At 29.6% G+C, this 17,637-nt stretch carries 15 protein-coding genes and 1 pseudogene; 9 read left to right on the forward strand and 7 right to left on the reverse strand.

Going from position 1 to position 17,637, the window contains the following annotated elements; genetic code table 11:
- Nucleotides 1-82: 82 nt before the first annotated feature.
- Entirely contained in the window at nt 83-901 is an 819-nt protein-coding gene (locus ACE193_RS13070; protein WP_375558675.1) for a hypothetical protein, read from the reverse strand.
- Between the two features lie 362 nt (nt 902-1,263).
- On the opposite strand from ACE193_RS13070, the gene ACE193_RS13075 reads away from it, so the two are divergent.
- Nucleotides 1,264-2,514, forward strand: a complete 1,251-nt coding sequence (locus ACE193_RS13075) for a competence/damage-inducible protein A (RefSeq protein WP_375558676.1) — start codon at nt 1,264-1,266, stop codon at nt 2,512-2,514.
- Between the two features lie 56 nt (nt 2,515-2,570).
- On the forward strand, nt 2,571-3,497 hold the full coding sequence (locus ACE193_RS13080) for a sterol desaturase family protein (protein ID WP_375558677.1): 927 nt from the start codon (nt 2,571-2,573) through the stop codon (nt 3,495-3,497).
- 126 nt (nt 3,498-3,623) lie between these two features.
- Here ACE193_RS13080 and ACE193_RS13085 read toward each other — a convergent pair whose 3' ends face one another.
- Complete coding sequence (locus tag ACE193_RS13085) at nt 3,624-4,661, reverse strand: hypothetical protein (RefSeq protein WP_375558678.1); 1,038 nt, start codon at nt 4,659-4,661, stop codon at nt 3,624-3,626.
- 365 nt (nt 4,662-5,026) lie between these two features.
- On the opposite strand from ACE193_RS13085, the gene ACE193_RS13090 reads away from it, so the two are divergent.
- Together ACE193_RS13090 and ACE193_RS13095 are read left to right on the forward strand one after the other, a co-directional pair.
- Complete coding sequence (locus ACE193_RS13090; RefSeq protein ID WP_375558679.1) at nt 5,027-5,470, forward strand: helix-turn-helix domain-containing protein; 444 nt, start codon at nt 5,027-5,029, stop codon at nt 5,468-5,470.
- A 31-nt stretch (nt 5,471-5,501) separates the two neighbouring features.
- Nucleotides 5,502-6,068: pseudogene (locus tag ACE193_RS13095) on the forward strand (IS630 family transposase); the annotation flags it as partial.
- 94 nt (nt 6,069-6,162) lie between these two features.
- Here the strand turns inward: ACE193_RS13095 and ACE193_RS13100 are convergent.
- Nucleotides 6,163-8,043 (reverse strand): POTRA domain-containing protein, encoded by a 1,881-nt coding sequence (locus ACE193_RS13100; protein ID WP_375558680.1) that lies wholly within the window; start codon nt 8,041-8,043, stop codon nt 6,163-6,165.
- A gap of 80 nt (nt 8,044-8,123) precedes the next feature.
- On the opposite strand from ACE193_RS13100, the gene ACE193_RS13105 reads away from it, so the two are divergent.
- The 5 genes from ACE193_RS13105 (at nt 8,124) to ACE193_RS13125 (ending at nt 15,048) form a co-directional block, all read left to right on the forward strand.
- A complete protein-coding gene (locus ACE193_RS13105) occupies nt 8,124-9,383 on the forward strand; it encodes a site-2 protease family protein (protein WP_375558681.1) in 1,260 nt (419 codons plus the stop codon).
- A gap of 127 nt (nt 9,384-9,510) precedes the next feature.
- Nucleotides 9,511-12,549, forward strand: coding sequence for a class I SAM-dependent DNA methyltransferase (locus ACE193_RS13110; RefSeq protein WP_375558682.1), 3,039 nt, complete (start codon nt 9,511-9,513; stop codon nt 12,547-12,549).
- A gap of 6 nt (nt 12,550-12,555) precedes the next feature.
- The gene (locus tag ACE193_RS13115) at nt 12,556-13,176 is read left to right on the forward strand and encodes a hypothetical protein (protein ID WP_375558683.1); all 621 of its coding nucleotides are present in this window, start codon (nt 12,556-12,558) and stop codon (nt 13,174-13,176) included.
- 111 nt (nt 13,177-13,287) lie between these two features.
- Nucleotides 13,288-14,769 (forward strand): leucine-rich repeat domain-containing protein, encoded by a 1,482-nt coding sequence (locus tag ACE193_RS13120; RefSeq protein ID WP_375558684.1) that lies wholly within the window; start codon nt 13,288-13,290, stop codon nt 14,767-14,769.
- Between the two features lie 99 nt (nt 14,770-14,868).
- Nucleotides 14,869-15,048, forward strand: coding sequence for a hypothetical protein (locus tag ACE193_RS13125; protein WP_375558685.1), 180 nt, complete (start codon nt 14,869-14,871; stop codon nt 15,046-15,048).
- A gap of 46 nt (nt 15,049-15,094) precedes the next feature.
- Here the strand turns inward: ACE193_RS13125 and ACE193_RS13130 are convergent, their stop codons facing one another.
- The 4 genes from ACE193_RS13130 to ACE193_RS13145 form a co-directional block, all read right to left on the reverse strand.
- Complete coding sequence (locus ACE193_RS13130) at nt 15,095-15,679, reverse strand: IS630 family transposase (RefSeq protein WP_375558686.1); 585 nt, start codon at nt 15,677-15,679, stop codon at nt 15,095-15,097.
- 20 nt (nt 15,680-15,699) lie between these two features.
- Nucleotides 15,700-16,134, reverse strand: coding sequence for a hypothetical protein (locus tag ACE193_RS13135; protein WP_375558687.1), 435 nt, complete (start codon nt 16,132-16,134; stop codon nt 15,700-15,702).
- 211 nt (nt 16,135-16,345) lie between these two features.
- The gene (locus ACE193_RS13140; protein WP_375558688.1) at nt 16,346-16,720 is read right to left on the reverse strand and encodes a hypothetical protein; all 375 of its coding nucleotides are present in this window, start codon (nt 16,718-16,720) and stop codon (nt 16,346-16,348) included.
- 141 nt (nt 16,721-16,861) lie between these two features.
- Complete coding sequence (locus ACE193_RS13145; RefSeq protein ID WP_375558689.1) at nt 16,862-17,437, reverse strand: hypothetical protein; 576 nt, start codon at nt 17,435-17,437, stop codon at nt 16,862-16,864.
- Nucleotides 17,438-17,637: the final 200 nt, after the last annotated feature.

Genomic DNA, 17,637 nt, shown 5'->3' on the forward strand with positions numbered 1-17,637 from the left:
CTCGTAGGGACACAAACAACGCTTTTATAAACAAATTGCCTTACTTTTTTTGATAGAAGTAAGGCAATTTTTTGTAAGAATTTTAACAGCCCCAACATTCATACTTTATCAAAATGTCCTTTTCTTTTTGAGTTATTTTATAAAAACAACCTGCCCCTCCATCTTTTGGCTCAATCGTAATTTGATTTTTCTCTTTATCAAAAATGAAAATATAATACTCTTGGTTCATAATTTCTTTAGGATAATATAAGATAAGAGAAAAAAAATAGGCTTCTCTTAAAGTCAAATTTGCAAACTGTATTTCTATGTCTTGACCACTTTCTGTACAAATTGAGTATTCATATCTTATGTCTTTATCAAAATTTTGTTCCCAAGCACAGAATGTTTTCCTCTTCTCAAACAAATTAAATTTCTTTACCTTTTGCTTCTTAGTGCTTTCAAAGTTACTTCTTAAATAATTCAAATCTGCGTAAACAAACTCGTCGTTTTTCTCTCGTTTTATTTCATAATTCAAAACAGGCACAGGAAACTTGGTCAAATATCCATCAAAAACATAGCCTTCCAAATTATTCAAACTATCAATCTGACTAATGACTTTTACCTTTTGCATTCTTCCTTTTATTTCAAAATATTTCGTTTCTTGAACAGTAATTTCCATAGAAATTGTATCTTGATTTAATAAAATGAGCTTTGTAGCATAAGGAAGTTTTGCTAGTTTATTTGAAGTTAGATTGGCACTATCTCTCAAATAAATTCCATGAGAAGCCATAATATTGAGTGTATCTTTTTCTATTACACATTCTGTTTCATTCATTTTTGAAATAGAATTTGTAGGAATAGAAAAGCTAGTTAGGGCTATAAAAGTAGAGGCTAGGAAAAGTAATAAGTAAGTGGTTTTCATAGTTGATGAGGGTTTAAATTATAAGATATTTTTAGTACGGTAAAAACATCCTTTTCGTTGAGTAGCTATCCTATCAGTCAAGTTTATAAAGTTTAATTCATTTTTTTCAAAAATAAAGCATTCCTAAGCGAAAAAATTGAAAAATAAACTTCGTATTTTTGCCTTAAATAAAAACTATATATTCATAGCATTTTATTATGTTTGAATCAAATAAGTACAAATGACAAAATTTTAGCCTAATAGTATTACTTCTCAAGCTATGCAAAAAAGTGATATTTTGTTCGTAACTTTAATTTCTTTCTAAAGTTTCTACTTAAATTTATACAGACAATTAAATCTGTTATATACCAACTATTTCCAAAATGATTCCAGCTTACATTGTTGCTATCGGCGACGAACTTCTTTACGGACAAACACTCAACACCAATGCTCATTCTCTTTCCAAAATGCTAACTGATGTTGGTTTTAAGGTTATCAAACATATTTCTATTGCTGATGAGAGGCAAGTAATCTTAGATTCTTTTGAGGAAATGGCAAAGGTGGCAAAAGTAGTTTTGATTACTGGAGGACTTGGTCCTACAAAAGATGATATTACAAAAAAAACATTTGCAGAATATTTTAAGGTAGGAATGCGAAGAGATGCAGCCGTTTTGAAACACATTGAAAATCTTTTTTCTAGTAGAGGAAGAATGATGACAGATCTAAATATTTCACAAGCTGATGTTCCAACAAACTGTCAAGTTATTCATAATGAATATGGAACTGCTCCAGCCATGTGGTTTGAGAAAGATGGTTGTGTATTTGTTTCAATGCCTGGTGTGCCGTATGAAACAGAAAATATAATGCAAAAAGAGGTTATTCCTAAATTACTAGCGTTTTTCAAACCTCCTTTTATTGTTCATAAAAAAATTCAAACCATAGGAGTTCCAGAGTCTATTTTGGCTCAAACGATTGAAGAATGGGAAAATGAATTACCTACTCATGTTCGTTTGGCGTATCTTCCACATTTGGGAAAAGTAACTTTGAGACTGACAAGTGAAGGAGATGACAAAGAAAAAATTGAGAAAGAACTAGATAATCAACTAAAAAAAGTAGTTCCTCTTATAGAAAAATATGTTTATGGTTTTGATGATGAAACAATAGAAGGAGTTGTAGCTGATTTATTAAAAGAAAAAAAACTTACCTTATCGATTGCAGAAAGTTGTACAGGTGGATATGCAGCTCGCACATTTACACAGCATGAAGGTGCATCAGCTTTTTTTGAAGGTGGCGTAATTGCCTACTCAAACGATGTCAAAATGAAAGTTTTGGGAGTAACACTAGACACTATAATAAAACATGGAGCAGTCAGCGAACAAACAGCCTTAGAAATGGCAGAAGGAGTAAGAAAAACGCTAGGAACAAAAATTGGAATTTCTACAACAGGCGTAGCAGGAACAGGTGGAGGCACACCAGAAAAACCTGTTGGAACAGTTTGGGTTGCCTATTCTGATGAAAATGAAACTATTTCAAAAACTTATCAACTTACTAAAAACAGAAACTTAAATATTCAACTTACTACAAATGCAGTTCTGAATTTACTTAGAAAAAAATTACTAGAGAAAACTTTCTGATTCAACAAATACGTTATAATTAGTAAAACAAACACAAAATAATTGAGACAGTAAAAATGATTTGGAATTACGAACACATAAAAGATTCTTTTGACAAAATAAGTCAGAGCGACCCAGTTACCTATTTTGCCCCTTTTTTTCTACTCTTGATTTTACTAGAGTTAGGAATTGATTTAGCTCAAAAAAAAGAATGGTACACTAAAAAAGATGCTTTTGCTTCGATAGCAATGGGAATTGGTTCTATTTTCTTGAGTCTTTTAGCCAAAATTTTTTATATCGGAATTTATATGTGGATTTATGATAATTTCCGTCTTTTTACCTTGCCTAATGTTTGGTGGGTTTGGATTTTACTCGTTTTTGCAGATGATTTTTCTTTTTATTGGCATCATAGATTAAGTCATCAAGTGCGTATTTTGTGGGCTGCACATTCCAATCATCATTCGGCACAGAGTTATAATTTGGCTGTTGCGTTGCGTCAAAGTTGGACAGAGATGTTTTATAAATATATCTTTTGGCTGTGGATGCCTCTGCTTGGTTTTCATCCAATTATGATGTTTGTGATGATGTCTATTAGTCTTATTTATCAGTTTTTTTTGCATACAGAAGCTGTTGGAAGGCTTGGTTTTTTGGAGTATTTTATGAATACACCTTCTCATCATAGAGTTCATCATGCTACAAATGTCAAATATTTAGATAAAAACCATGCAGGAATTTTTATTATTTGGGATAGGCTTTTCGGAACATTTATAAAAGAAGACCAAGAGAAACCAATCTACGGACTTGTTCAGAATTTAGAAACTTACAATCCAATTCGTATTGCTTCTTATGAATATGAAAAAATTTGGGAAGATATTAGAAAACCTATCTCATGGAAACATAGAATTAATTATCTGATACAACCTCCAGGGTGGAGTCATGACGGAAGCCGAAAAACGACAAAGGATTTAGTAAATGAGATGAAGAAAAATACTGTAACTGATTAGCGAGTAATTTATATGATAATTACAGGATAAACGCAATTGGAAATTTAATTACGTATTGAAATTGTATTTATCTTCATTCATCATATAGACCATAAAAATCACTCGCCAATCCTACCCTACTACATTCTAATTCTCATAATCCAAAATCTTACGAGTTTCTACTTCTCTAGTTTTGACAGGAATCACAAAGCGAAGCGAAAAAGCATGACGGTTTAGATTAGTAATTACTTTATCAAGTCCTTGTGGAACGATAAGAAATTGATAGGAATAAGTAAAATGCAAACCATTTCCGATTTTACCCATATTTCCAGCACCAAATAAAGTTCTGGGCGAAACTCCCATCAAAATACGAACTCCCGGATTTACTTTTTCTCCGTCTGTATGAATGGTTGCAGCACCTCCTAAAGCTACCCAAGACTGTGTCCAGCCTGTCAGAGCAAGTCCATAATAGTTGTTCCAAGGAGAGGTTTGAATGGAATCTAGTGTACCTGTTGAGTTTTGTCTAACGTCATATTCTTCTTTAAATGAGTTGTTGAAAGGTGCAATTTCTCCTGAAAGCGAAACGGCAAAAAATGTTTTTTTCCAATTCCATTTTGCTTTGGCAATTCCGAGTTCTAAAACAGGACTGTAATAATAATGAAATCCCCCAACAATTCCCCAACCAACAGTTTCTTGAAATAAAGAACGAGAATCATAAAACTGACTAACATCATCTTTTTTACATTCAGCATAAACTTCTAAGTAGCTATTTCGCTGCGTAATATCTAAAATTGCCATACTGTCAAATTTACCAGTTGAAGAAATTCCATAAATTTCATATCTACGAAGCACTTTTCCATTTTGTTTTTTCAAGACAAAAGTAGAGTCATTTTCAGTTTGCCAAGTTCCTTTTTCCGTTCTATCAAAGGCAGAAAAATTATAACTTTTATCTTCATTTAGTTCTAAAAATTCTTTTTCACAATCTCTGACACTAAAGAGAGTATCTGATTCATCAATATAAATTTCTATATAATGAGCCAAACCCCATTTTTTACCTGTGATATTTTTCATTTTATTTTCTAATCTGCCCTCCACTTTGCCGTCTGTATTTTGAGCAGAAACGAAAGAAAATATCGAAAAGGAAATTAAGAAAACAGCAAAAAATAAAGCGAATTTGATTTTCATTCTATAAAAGTTAAACTAAGAAAACAGAAAAAATTAAAATGCACAAAGTATAAGTTTATAATTAAGCAAAAATACTACTCAAATTATTAATCTAAGCAAAAAATAATTCATCTAATCATCAATCATTTTTTAGAAAATAAAAATTGGTAAAATATTTAATTTACAAAAATATTATAAAAAAAGTAGAATAATAATGTATCTTTATTTTTTTTGATATAAAAATATTTATAACACTTGTTAATAGACAATTTCAAGATAAAAATATCAATATCAAAGTTTTTATCGTACTTTTGTCAAACTATTATCGTCCAAAAGGAAGTAAGTAGTTAGACAAAATTATTAAATATTTTTTTTATCTTTGTTTTATGAGAGGAAAAAAACGTTTTATTAGTTTGAGTATAGAGGAAGTATCTTCCTTAGAGCAAGGTTGGAAAGAAGGTAAATCATCAACTTTCCGTACTCGTTGTCATTACATTCTTTTAAGCCATCAAGGAAAAAAGGTTAGTGAGATAATGGATTTTTATCAAGTTACTCGCCAATTAGTTATTCGTTGGTTTAATCGGTATGAAAAAGAGGGCATAGCAGGATTAGAGACGAGTAAAGGACAAGGTCGTCGCCCTATTCTTCGTATAGATAATGAAGAAGAAATGAATAAAGTAGAATCTCTAGTTGAAGCCAGTCCTCAAAGTTTGAAAGTAGTTGTTTCTCAATTGGAAGAGGAATTGGGTAAATCTATGTCAGTCAAGACTTTAAAAAGGTTGCTTAAAAAAAAAATGGTGTTGGAAACGCTTCAGAAAAGTAACTGTTAAGAAACCTGACCCTGTTGTATATGAAGAAAAAAAACGTAGTTTAGAATTTCTCATTCTTTTATTTTTAGCAGGCTGTATAGATTTGCGTTTTTGTGATGAGTCTTCCTTCAATTTAGAACCCAATGTTCCTTATGGTTGGTGTAGAATAGGAGAACAAGTAGGCATTAAAAGTAGTAAGGGAGGTAATTTAAATGTATTTGGATTGCTTAACTTGCGTGGAGAACTAAGCAGTTTTGTAAGCACCCAAAACATTAATTCTAAAGTTATCATTGATTGTATAGATCAGTTTGTAGAAACAATTGAAAAAACGACTGTTCTAGTGTTAGATAATGGACCTTGGCATATTTCTAAAGAAATAGAAGAGAAAATAGAGGAATGGGAAGAGAAAGGAGTACTTATTTTCTACTTACCTTCTTACAGTCCACATTTGAATCCCATAGAAACACTATGGAGAAAAATCAAAATAGAGTGGTTAAGACCTCAAGATTTCACGAGTAAAGAAGACTTACATCAAGCTGTAAAAAATATTCTAAAAAAATACAATAGTAAAAAGTATAAAATTGATTTTACTATATATAAAGGAAAATTGTTACGATAATTATGTCTAACTACTTAGGTAGTCAATTTGATTGATTATCTGCTTTTCTTTTTTAAAAGAATTTTGCAGCCTAAAGGCTACATTACATCTTTTATTAAAATTGACTTATCAGACCAAAATGAATCTTTGAATTAATAACAGAAATAGGTTGTGTTTTCGAATTTCCCATCGCATAAACAAAATAAAAAAACCCTGTTTTGGTTGCAAAACTAATTCCTGCACCTGCCGAAGTAGGCAAATCTAAATAGGCTTCATTCCTGCGAGTATGCGCCCGAACTGCTGCTTGTTCTGCAAAAGCCATCAAATAAGAACGCTCTTCGAAGTAAAAACGCCATTCTGCCCCCAAAAGTCCATAACGAGAAACAAAAAAACTATTAGGGTCAAAACCACGAAGATTTTGCAATCCTCCTACTCTCAAAAGTTCATTCAAAAATAAATCTTTACTTTCTATAAACTGAATTTGTGTTTTAAGACGAAGAGAAGATAATTTATTTATTTTAAAAAATAGATTTATATCTGTACTAAATTTTAATTGAGGATTGCTAAAATCATCATTTTCTGTATTTGGGTTTTGAGTATCCGAAATTCGACTTCTACTCAGCGAATCAGTAAAAGTTTTGTTTCCTGTTGAGATTTCAGTAACAATTTGAAAACCCTTTCTTGGAAAATAAACATCGTCTAAGGTATTATACGAATGTGAAATTCCGTAATGCCAAAAACGACTATCTGCTGTCGGAACATTAGCCGTATCTGCATTTCTGATAATTCCAGTTCGTGTGCTAGTAAGAAGGGATGTAAAGAAACCTATTTTGCCAAACTTTGCACTCGGATAAGCTATATTTGCACGCCTTTCGACGATACTAAAAGTAGAATCTTCTTTGATAAAATTAAAATTTCCTCCTATTTCCAAACTTGTTTTTAAAAAATTAGGGTGTTGATAATTGGCAAAAAGTGTTTGAGATTCGGGTCGGATTCGTTGCCATTCGAAAGCGATTGTTTTTCCTGCTCCAAAAGGGTTTACAAGATTTAATTTTACTTGTCCTGTCAGAAGCAAAGAAGAGCCGTTTTCATTTGAAGAACTTCCACCTGCTTGGCTTTTAGGTAAAAAACCAATTACACCATCAAACTGACTGCTTTTTACTCGTTTGAGTGGAAGTCGTAGATAAGCTCTATCATATCGAAATTCTACATTTGGTTTTCCATTTAGTTTCAGATAAGGCATTGTTTTGAGTAAACGAATAGCATTTTTGACAGTATTTTCTTGATATACTTTTCCTTGTTGGATATGTAAATAATTCATCAAAAAATCTTTTTTTATTTTTGCATTACCATCAATAATCACAGAATCAAATTGAATGAATGCACCACTTTGATAAGTTAGGCTTGCAGAAAAATAAAGTCTTTTTTCAGTTTCCATAATTTCTGCGCTGTCCAAACTTGTTCTAGCCATCGGATAACCATTATTTTCGGCATATTTTAAGATAGCTTCTTGTATTTTTTTTATATCTTGAGTTATGACAGGTATATTTGGGTCATTTTTTAGTAATTTTTTCAAAAAGTCTTTTCGCTGAAAATCTGATATAACATTTTTTTGTATCAAACTAGGAAGTGATTTTGTGCTTAACTCTTTCCAAAAAGTTCGTTTTCCCAAATCAATAATAAGTTCTATTTTATTTTTAGAATTTGATTTATTTAGACTATCACTACTCTTTTTAATTGTAAAAGGAAGTATTTTTGCTTTCCAATAGCCTTCATTGTGTAGATTTTGGAGTAGATTTGTGGTTAGCTCATTTAACTCTAAAATAGATTGTGTTTTTTTGGGAATCTCAATATTTGGAAGTTTTGCTTCAAAAGAATTTTGATATGAAATGGTAATTTCAATCTGTGCAGCTACTTTTTCTATATTAAATAATATTAAAAAAAGAAAACAAGTAAGACTAAACAAAAACTTTAGATAAGAAAAATTAGTATTCATTAAAATATAAAAATTGTATTTTTATTCTCTGTGCTTGTCCGTGAACTCTGTGTTATAAAACGTATTCTATCAAATAAACTATGCAAAACGAAAAAGATAATTTATTTAATCCACCTTCTTATAACAACACTTCTAACCCATTTTTGTATGAAGAAGTTATTTATAAGAAGAAAAAACCAAAATATTGGTTGCACATTTTACTATTTGTAATTACTTTTCTTGCAACTACTTTTGCTGGTGCAGAATGGATTTTTGGAGAAAAAAGTTTTGTAATTCTTCTTTTTGATAGTGATGGTTTTAATGGTTTGGGAAGAGGTGGACTTGGTTTTGATGGTTTTGTGGCTGGACTGGCTTATTCCATTCCCTTTTTAGGAATCTTGACTGTTCACGAGTTCGGACATTATTTTGCTGCTAAATATCACAATATTCGTGCTTCTTTGCCTTTTTATATTCCTATGTGGCTTGGTTTTTTGGGAATGGCTTCTACTATTGGTACAATGGGTGCATTTATCAAAATTGAATCGCCTTTTACTTCTCAAAAATCACTTTTTGATGTTGGTGTTGCAGGACCTTTGGCTGGTTTTGTGATTGCTTTGGGTGTTCTTTTTTATGGATTTCTAAATCTTCCTTCCCCTGAATATGTCATTGAAGTAGCGCATCCGTCTTGGCAAAAATATGGTTTGGACTATGCAAATTTTGTGTATAAAGCCATTCCAGAAGGCGCAAGTATGGAACTGGGAACAAATCTTTTATTTGAATTTTTCAAAAATTATGTCGCTCCAAATCCTGAATGGGTACCCAATAATAGAGAAATTTTTCATTATCCTTTTTTGCTTGCAGGTTATTTAGCTTTATTTTTTACGGCTCTGAATCTTATGCCGATTGGTCAGCTTGATGGTGGACACGTTTTGTATGCAATGTTTGGGCAAAAATGGCACAAAAGAATATCAATGGGAATGTTTACTCTTTTCTTGACGTATGCAGGATTAGGACTTATTTCACCTCAAGACCCAATTGAAGATATTGCGCTGTACAGTATTTTTTATCTCTTTTTCTTGTTTATTATTTTTCTCAAAAATACCGAAAAACCAATTAATGCTGTTGTTTTTGCTCTAGGAATTTATGCTTTTCAGTTTTTGGTGGTCAGCTTTTTTCCAGAAGCAAAAGGTTATTACGGTTGGTTAGCTTTTGGCTTTCTTTTGGGAAGAGTTTTAGGACTCTCTCACCCACCTACTCAAAACCAAGTTACACCATTAGATAAAAACAGAATGACTTTGGGAATAATTACTTTTATCATTTTTATTCTTTGTTTTTCTCCTCAACCTTTTGTGATTTCTTAGAATTTTGTAAGGTTGAAAAATGTCTTACAAAAAAATAATTGATTTTTCTAATAAAATTAGCAAAATCATTTGTATATTTGATACAAAATTCTTTATTTGAAAATGAAGATAAACAGCTAAACACAAAATGGAAACGAATAATAATTTAGAACAATTAGGCTTAGACAGAGCAATTTCTGTTTTTACAGATGCTAACAAAGTATCTGAAAGTCAAAATACTGTCCTAACTCAAGTAAAAGATTTTGGTATTGATGCTGTCTATTTTTGTACTGATGAAAATAATATTAGTTATCCTGCTGTTTTTATAAAAAAGGTAGATTGTTTTGATGAAGATACTTTTAAAAGAATAGCAGAAGTTCAAAAAAAAGCATGGAATTATAAGAAAGTTCTTTTTCTCTATGTTTATTCAGAAACAGATATAAAAATTTATAACTGTGCAGAAAAACCATTATTGATTGAAAAAGAAAACTTTGATTTTAAAAGTGAAATAAAGAAGGTTGAACTAGAATCTTATGAATTTTCTGATAAAAAAGATTTACAAGAATTAAATAATTTATTTTCTTCCATAGCTATTGATACAGGTATAATTTGGACAATAGAAGAAGCTGCCAAGATTAGAAAAAAAATAAACCTGCAAAGAAGAGTTGATAAATATTTAGTCGAAAGTTTGATAAATACAGCCAAGCAACTTCAACATCAAGGACTAAGTATTGATTTTATTCATAAAATTATTATGCGTTCTCTTTTTCTCTTATATCTTGAAGATAGAGGAGCAACTGACGAAACTTTTTATTCTAAAATTAAAAAAGGAGCAACATCTTATTTTGATATTCTTGATAATGTAGAAGATACTAATTCATTATTTGAGAAATTAGATACACATTTTAATGGAAATGTATTTGCGTTAGAAAATGAAGAAGATATTACAGTAAAACAGCTTCAATTAATCAAAAAATGTTTTATTCGTGGAAATGATAAAACTGCTCAAATTAATTTATTTCCCAATTGGAGATTATTTGATTTTAGCATTATTCAGATAGAATTGTTGAGTGAAATTTATGAAAACTTTCTGTCTGAAATAGATAAGAAGTCTAAAAAACAAACTGGTTCTTTTTATACTCCTCCTGCTTTAGTAGAGTTGATTTTGAATGAAAAATTACCACTACATAATCATGAAAAAAAATATAATGTAAAAATTTTAGACCCATCTTGTGGTTCTGGGATTTTTTTAGTGGAAAGTTTTAAACGTTTGGTTAAGCGATATGAAAATAATCACAATACAAAACTTGATGATTTTAAAACATTGTCAAAACTTCTTACTGATAATATATTTGGAATTGAGATAAATTCCCAATCAATAAAAGTAGCAGCTTTTAGTTTGTATTTAGCTTTGGTAGATAATTTAGACCCAAAAACAATTTGGCAAGACAAAAAGCATCAACTTCCTTATTTAATTAATGATCCAAAAAGTAAATCAGTCAAGAAACAAGGAAAAAATCTTTATTGTAGAGATACAATTTTAGAAAATGAAGAAATTGAAAAAATTGAATTTGATTTAGTTGTTGGAAATCCTCCTTTTGGTACAAACAATCTACTTTCATCTATTAGTAGTTATAATACTGAACATAATTTTGCACAAGAAATGGTATTACCTTTCTTGCACAAGGCAGTTAAATTTTCGCCCAATGGAGAAATTGCACTTATTTTTAATACAAAAGTTTTAACAAATACACGTGGAACATACCAAAATTTCAGAAAATGGCTGTTCAATGATTGTTATGTAGAAAAAATTTATAATTTTTCTATTTTAAGAAATGCTCCAAAAAATTTCGGAGGACAACTTTTTGAGTCAGTTACTGTACCAATTAGTATTCTATTTTACAGAAAAGAATCTCCAAAAAAGCCTTTAAATAGAATTATTTATTATGCTCCTAAGACATTTATTAAGACAAATATTATTGAAGGAATAAGTCTTGATAGTACAGATGTAAAATATTTACCTAGAGAAGAATGTCAAAATCCAAATACCAAAATTTGGAAAATCGCAATGTGGGGTGGAATGGGAGACTTTGAGATAGTAAATAATCTAACTAAAACTTCAGATACACTAAAAACATATTTCAAAAATAAAGAAAATGGATGGCATCTTCCTAAAGTGGGATTACATGGAGCTTCTGCAAAACAAGACTTTATACCTAAAAAAATATTAGATACTAGGCTCATAGAAAGATATTATACTTTAGAAAATGCTTGTAAGCCAAATGATAAGTTTTTTAGAAATATTGATAAAAAACTATTCAAGCCTCCTTTTGTGATATTAAAGAAAGGACAGACAGACAAAAAAATTATTTCTTCTTACATAGATTATTTTACATATTGTACCACAGCTTGTTATATATTTAATGGAAAAGTAAATAGTACAGAGAAAAAATTATTAACATGTTTTCTAAATTCTAGTATAACAAAATACTTTCTTTTTCTTGTAGGATCTTCTTGGGGAATTGAGCGTGAACAAATTTTTCAAGATGAAGTATTAGAAATACCAGAATTATTTTCACTTACAAGTGATAAAGCTAAAGCACAAATAATAAAATGCTTTGATAAAATTTTAGATGCTAGAAATACTTACGGCTTATATGATGAATCTTCTAGTATAGAAAAGTATATTGATGAAATTTTATTTAGTGATGTTTTAAACTTATCTAAGAAACAACTAATATATATTAATGATATGTTAGAAGTAAGCTTAGATTTATTTGAAAACAAACAAAACTCAAAAGCCCTATTACCTATCATCAATACATCAGAATATACACATATATTTTGTGAAGAGATAAATAATTTTCTTGAAGGAGATGAGTTATTTGCTAATGCTATGATATATAAAGTTAATAGATTTTCTCCTTTAATGATGATAAAAATTTCTTTTGAAGATACAAAAAAAGAAGTTTTTGAATCAAAAGAACAACTAACAAATGAACTCAAACAATTAGATAAATATTTGGTGGAAAAAAAATCTACTAATATCTATTTTAGAAAAAAACTCAATTATAAAACAGGTAATGATGTTTATATAATACGTCCAAATCAAAGACGTTTTTGGACAAAGTCAATGGCTTTAGAAGATGCTTCTGAACTAATTCTTGAAATTCTAACAGATAACTAAATTACTATGTCCGTACAAAAAAGTATTCGCAAGAAATTTAAGGATAGTTTTGAAATAAAGTGTTTAAAGTTATTTGTTTCAGCCTATAAATCTGCCATAAAGAATAATTCTGTAAAGATAGATTTAGAGGAAAATGATATTACTGCTGAACTAAATCGTTACATTAGTGAGAATCCACTTAGATTAGAATGGCAAATACATACGAATGTCGAACATCATTTACCTAAAAATGATACTCAAAAAACGAAAGGTTTTTCTGCAAAATTTGCTAGAATAGATTTAAGATTTTCAAATTTTGTTTCTGCATTTGAACATATTTATTTTATTGAAGCTAAAAATATTGAGCAGAAGGGCTTAAAAGGTTCACAACTCAAACGTAGATATATAAATACAGGAATAGATAATTTCACATCAAAGAAATATGAAAATGGTTGTTTAGTGGGTTATTTGTTAAAAGGAAATCTAGAACTTACAGTAGAAGGAATCAACTCTCTACTAAAGAAAGACAAACGAGATGCAGAGTTTTTAAATTTCAAAAAATCTGATTTACATGATTTTTATTATGAGTCAGAACATATTGAAATTGGAATTTTAAAGCATTTCATATTTGATTTTACTGAAAAATAGATTTTGGCATCAATTTTCTATTTGTAAGAAAGTAAAAGTATATCAAAATCAAATTTTTGTCGTTAATTCTCATATAGTCAAAAAAGTAATCTACTATTCTAAAAAAAATCTATGGCAACCCTTCGTTTTCTTATTCTATGTTCTGTTTTTATATGTATTTCTCTATCAACTTTTGCTCAAAAAAACAACATCAATCAAAAATGGTGGAATGATTTGAATGAAGGTTGGCAGCTTTATTTTAGATATAATCACGAAATAGACAGCATTCCAACAGCTCAAAATTTGGAAAAAATCTATAATCTCAAAAAAATAGATTGTGCAGGAACAGAAGAATATTACAACAAACTTATTTTGGATATTAATCCATTAAAAGATTTACCTTTTTTGGAGGAAGTCAATTTTTCATACTGCCCTGTCAGTTCGTTAGAGCCTTTGCAAAATGCCAAAAACTTGCGTAAAATAGATGCAGAACGAACACTTCTTTCAGACCTTTCTCCTATTTCTCAACTGGAAAACTTAGAGGAAATTTGGGTGCAAAAATGTGCAGGAATTAATTCTATTGCTTCACTTTCTTCTCTCAAAAATCTTAAAAAATTATCTCTTTCTGGAACTGGTGTGGCTGATATTTCTGCTTTAAGTTCGGTTTCTAGTCTTGAACGTCTTTATTTAGCACATACAAAAGTTAAAGATATTTCGGCTCTCAAAAATCTTGATAATTTGGAAAAAGTGAGTTTTATAGCAACAGGAATCAAAGATTTTTCGCCATTATCCAAACTCAAAAAATTAAAATCTATTTTAGCGTGGCGAACTCCTGTAACAGATATTTCTCCCTTATCAAAACTGGTAAATTTGGAAGAGTTGTATCTAAACTGGACACTTGTAGAAGATATTTCCTCTCTCAAAAATCTTGTAAAACTTCGTGTAATTGGTTTGGGGAATACAAAAATAAGTGATATTTCTGTGCTTTCGAATATGACACAACTTACCGAAGTTCAATTAAATGATAGTAAAGTTATAGATATAGAGCCACTCAAAAACGCCAAAAATTTAGAAATCCTTTCTGTTTCAGAAACAGAAGTAGAAAAAATTGATGTATTAGAAAACTTCATTCATTTGAAAAAAATGTTTCTCAACAAAACCAAAATTAAAAGTATTTCTTCTCTAAAAAACGCTACAAAATTAGAGCTTTTAGAGGTAGGTGAAACAGAGTTAAATTCATTGAAAGGGCTTGAAAAGTTAGTAAATTTAAAGGATTTGTATATTTATCAAACTCAAATAAAAACCTTAAAACCTCTTTCTGAGTTGGTAAAACTAGAAAAATTATTTTGTGGTGAAACACAAATTAAGTCATTAGAAGGTTTGGAAAACAAACCCAATTTAGAAATTTTAGATGCTCAAAAAACAGAAGTTCAAGACCTTACTCCTATCATAACCTGTAAAAAACTTGAAACACTGGTTTTGATAGATACAAAATTAGATAGTATGGAGATAGCCGAACAACTCAAAAAGCAAAGTCTTAAAAAACTCTATATCAAAGGAACACCTCTACAACAAAAAATACAGGAAGAAGAAGGAGAAGGCGATGATTATTAAGAAAAAGCCATAGTTTGTAAAGGAATGGTAGAAAAAGAAGGAAATAAACATGTTTCTTAGCATTTTTGCGTACACAATCAACTCTAAAAAACTTGAATTATGGAAAATAACAAAAATGATTTTGAAAAAACAAAGGCAGAAATACAAGAAAAAATGCGTGTAGAAATTGAAAAAATAGAACAGGAGAAACAAAAACAACTAGAAGAAGAAAAGCAAAAATTAGAACAAGCACTAGCTGAAAGTAAAGCAAAAACTGAAAAATTAAGTAGTTGCTCATAACAATTTTGTTATTTTTGATTTTCTCTTATTAATAATGCTATTTTAATTAAGAGGGTGCAAAATTTATAGTATATTCTTTTTCTTTTCCAAACTGAGCTAATATATCTAAAACAGCCTTTTGGAGCGTTTTCACATTTGTCCAAGCTGCTATATCTAACCAATAATGCTTAATATGTTTCCACAACATTTCAATATAATTTAAGTCTGAACAATAAGAAGGAAGGAATTGAATAAATACATTTTTTTCTTTCCACTTTTTTATTGCTTTATCTACTTTATGATTGCTGTGAGAGGTCGCTCTATCTAAAATCAAGAGTATTTTCTGCCCTTTTGCTCGTTTTTCAATAAAATTATTTACACAAGCAATAAACGTATCTGCATCCATAGATTGATAGAATTCATAAAATTCGCTTTCATTATTAGTTCGCATAAATCCTAAGATATTTGCTCCTCTAGCACGGTTGGCAGGTAAAAATACTTTTTTAAGCGTCTCCAAAGTCTTTTCTTGCCAACCATACATACTATTAGGATTTAGATGAAAACTACTCTCATCACTAAACCACACTTCTACCTCTCCCTTTTCTTCTTCTTTTAACCACCAGTCAAGCTCTTTCTTAAAAAAGTCGTGCATCCACTCATCTCGTTGAGATTTTAGCGATTTTTGTATTCGTCTCCAACTCCACTTTTTTTTTTAAGAAAACGTTTTAGAATAGAAGGATTAGTTTCAATTTGATGTTCTTTTTTCAATAAAACAACGGTTCTTTTTAAATTTTGAGGTGTTTGTTTTACAGCTTCTAAAATAATTTCTGCATTTTCAGTAGCTAAACTACTTTGAGAATGAGCCATGTTTTTATCTAAAAGCCCCAAACAGCCCATTGATTCGTACCTATCAAACCAACTTTTTATACTATTTTCACTCACATCAAATTGTGCTGAAAGCTCCTTAATAGTAAACTTATGTTTGGAACTCAAACAAATTGAACTAAATCGTTTACGTTCTCTTGGTAAGAGTTTTACATCACTACTAGATAAATAACGACGAAGTTCCTGTTCTTGAAAAATACTTAGGGGAGCTATAAAACGCATCAGAAATATAAAATTGTGTTTTTTGAAATAAAAAATCAAATCTAACAAAATTGTAGCATATAACTACTTAATAGAACAAGAAAGATTAAAAATAGAACTGCTTTTAAAACAATTAGAAAATCAAAAAAAATAGTCAAAAATAAAAAAATGCAAACAGAAAATTAATTTTTGATAGAGGCCTCATTTTCAATTATTTAATGTAATACAATTCTTAAAATGAAAAATCCTCATAAACTTCCCAATTTCCATCTAATTTGTTTTTATCATAAATTTCTTCACACCAGTTTAGGTAGTTATTTAGTTGGGTTTTCTTTACTATTCTTCTTTCATATTCTCTCTTAATTCCAGAGCTAATTTTTGATTGCATAACTACTTTTTCTGATTTGTCTTGTTTATTGACTGCCAAGACCTTATTTTCTTTCCATTGACTATCTTTACTTGGTTTGTTGGAATAAACAAGCAAAATAAAAGCTAAAAACAGACACACCAATACAGATGTATTAAAACTCTTTCCCTCATCAAATGACGAATGAACAACACATAAATAATAAACGTAATTATATTTCCATACAAGAAAACTCTCCAATACATAAGTTGATGTTTAATAAAAATAAATTCTAACGGAGAAACACTAATAACAAGCAAAATAATAATAGCAATTAGTCCACTATAAAAAGAGAGTTGAAGAAATTTTTGTTTCGAATTGATGTGTGTATTCATTTTAATCTTATTTTTTAAAACCTAATTTTTGATATTTGTCTAATTTTTCAATAAAATTTTTGACTTTTGTACTACTATTATTTCTAAATTCTATATTCATTTCTTCTACTAACACCCCTCCTCTACCAGTTCCAAATTCTCGCCACATAGTACAATAAACTATTTTATTTCCTTTTAATGTAAGGTAGGTTATCTCATTTTGAATACTAATTTGAGAAGATTCTAAGTGAGTAGTAGATAAATTGAGTATCAAAAAGCTATTAAAAGATTTTTTTGGAAGAGTGTGTTCTTGAACTAAATCAAAAAGTATCAATCCATCATTAATATTTGTGTTTTGTGTTTCAGACCAACCTTTAAGTCTTTCTGATGCCCACTCTTCTTCTAATGGAAATACTCGTGGCAAATTTGTAGTACTATCCAATTGGCTATGTTTTTTGCAATTAGGTTCATCGATTTTATAAATACAAAAACCTAATTGATGGGTTGCTTCTTTTAGCTCATTCCAGCTATTTGTTTTGAATAACTGAAAAGAAGATATAAAGTAGAAAACAAACAGTAGAAGAATAATATATTGTGATTTCATGTTTTTTAATTTCTGACTTAAAGTAGCCTTTGAAGAATCTTATAGAGAATAAATTACTTAAACTTTAGAAAAGTTTCATTTGCTTTAATAATTAAAAGTTGAACAATAGAAAAGCTGATTATTGCACAAAGTGTAATATGAGTTGCCCTAAGAGGATGAACCAGAAAAAAACCTCCAATTACTAAACAAGAAAGAAATAT

The sequence above is a fragment of the Bernardetia aquimarina genome, from assembly GCF_042180575.1.
In the GTDB taxonomy this organism is placed as follows: domain Bacteria; phylum Bacteroidota; class Bacteroidia; order Cytophagales; family Bernardetiaceae; genus Bernardetia.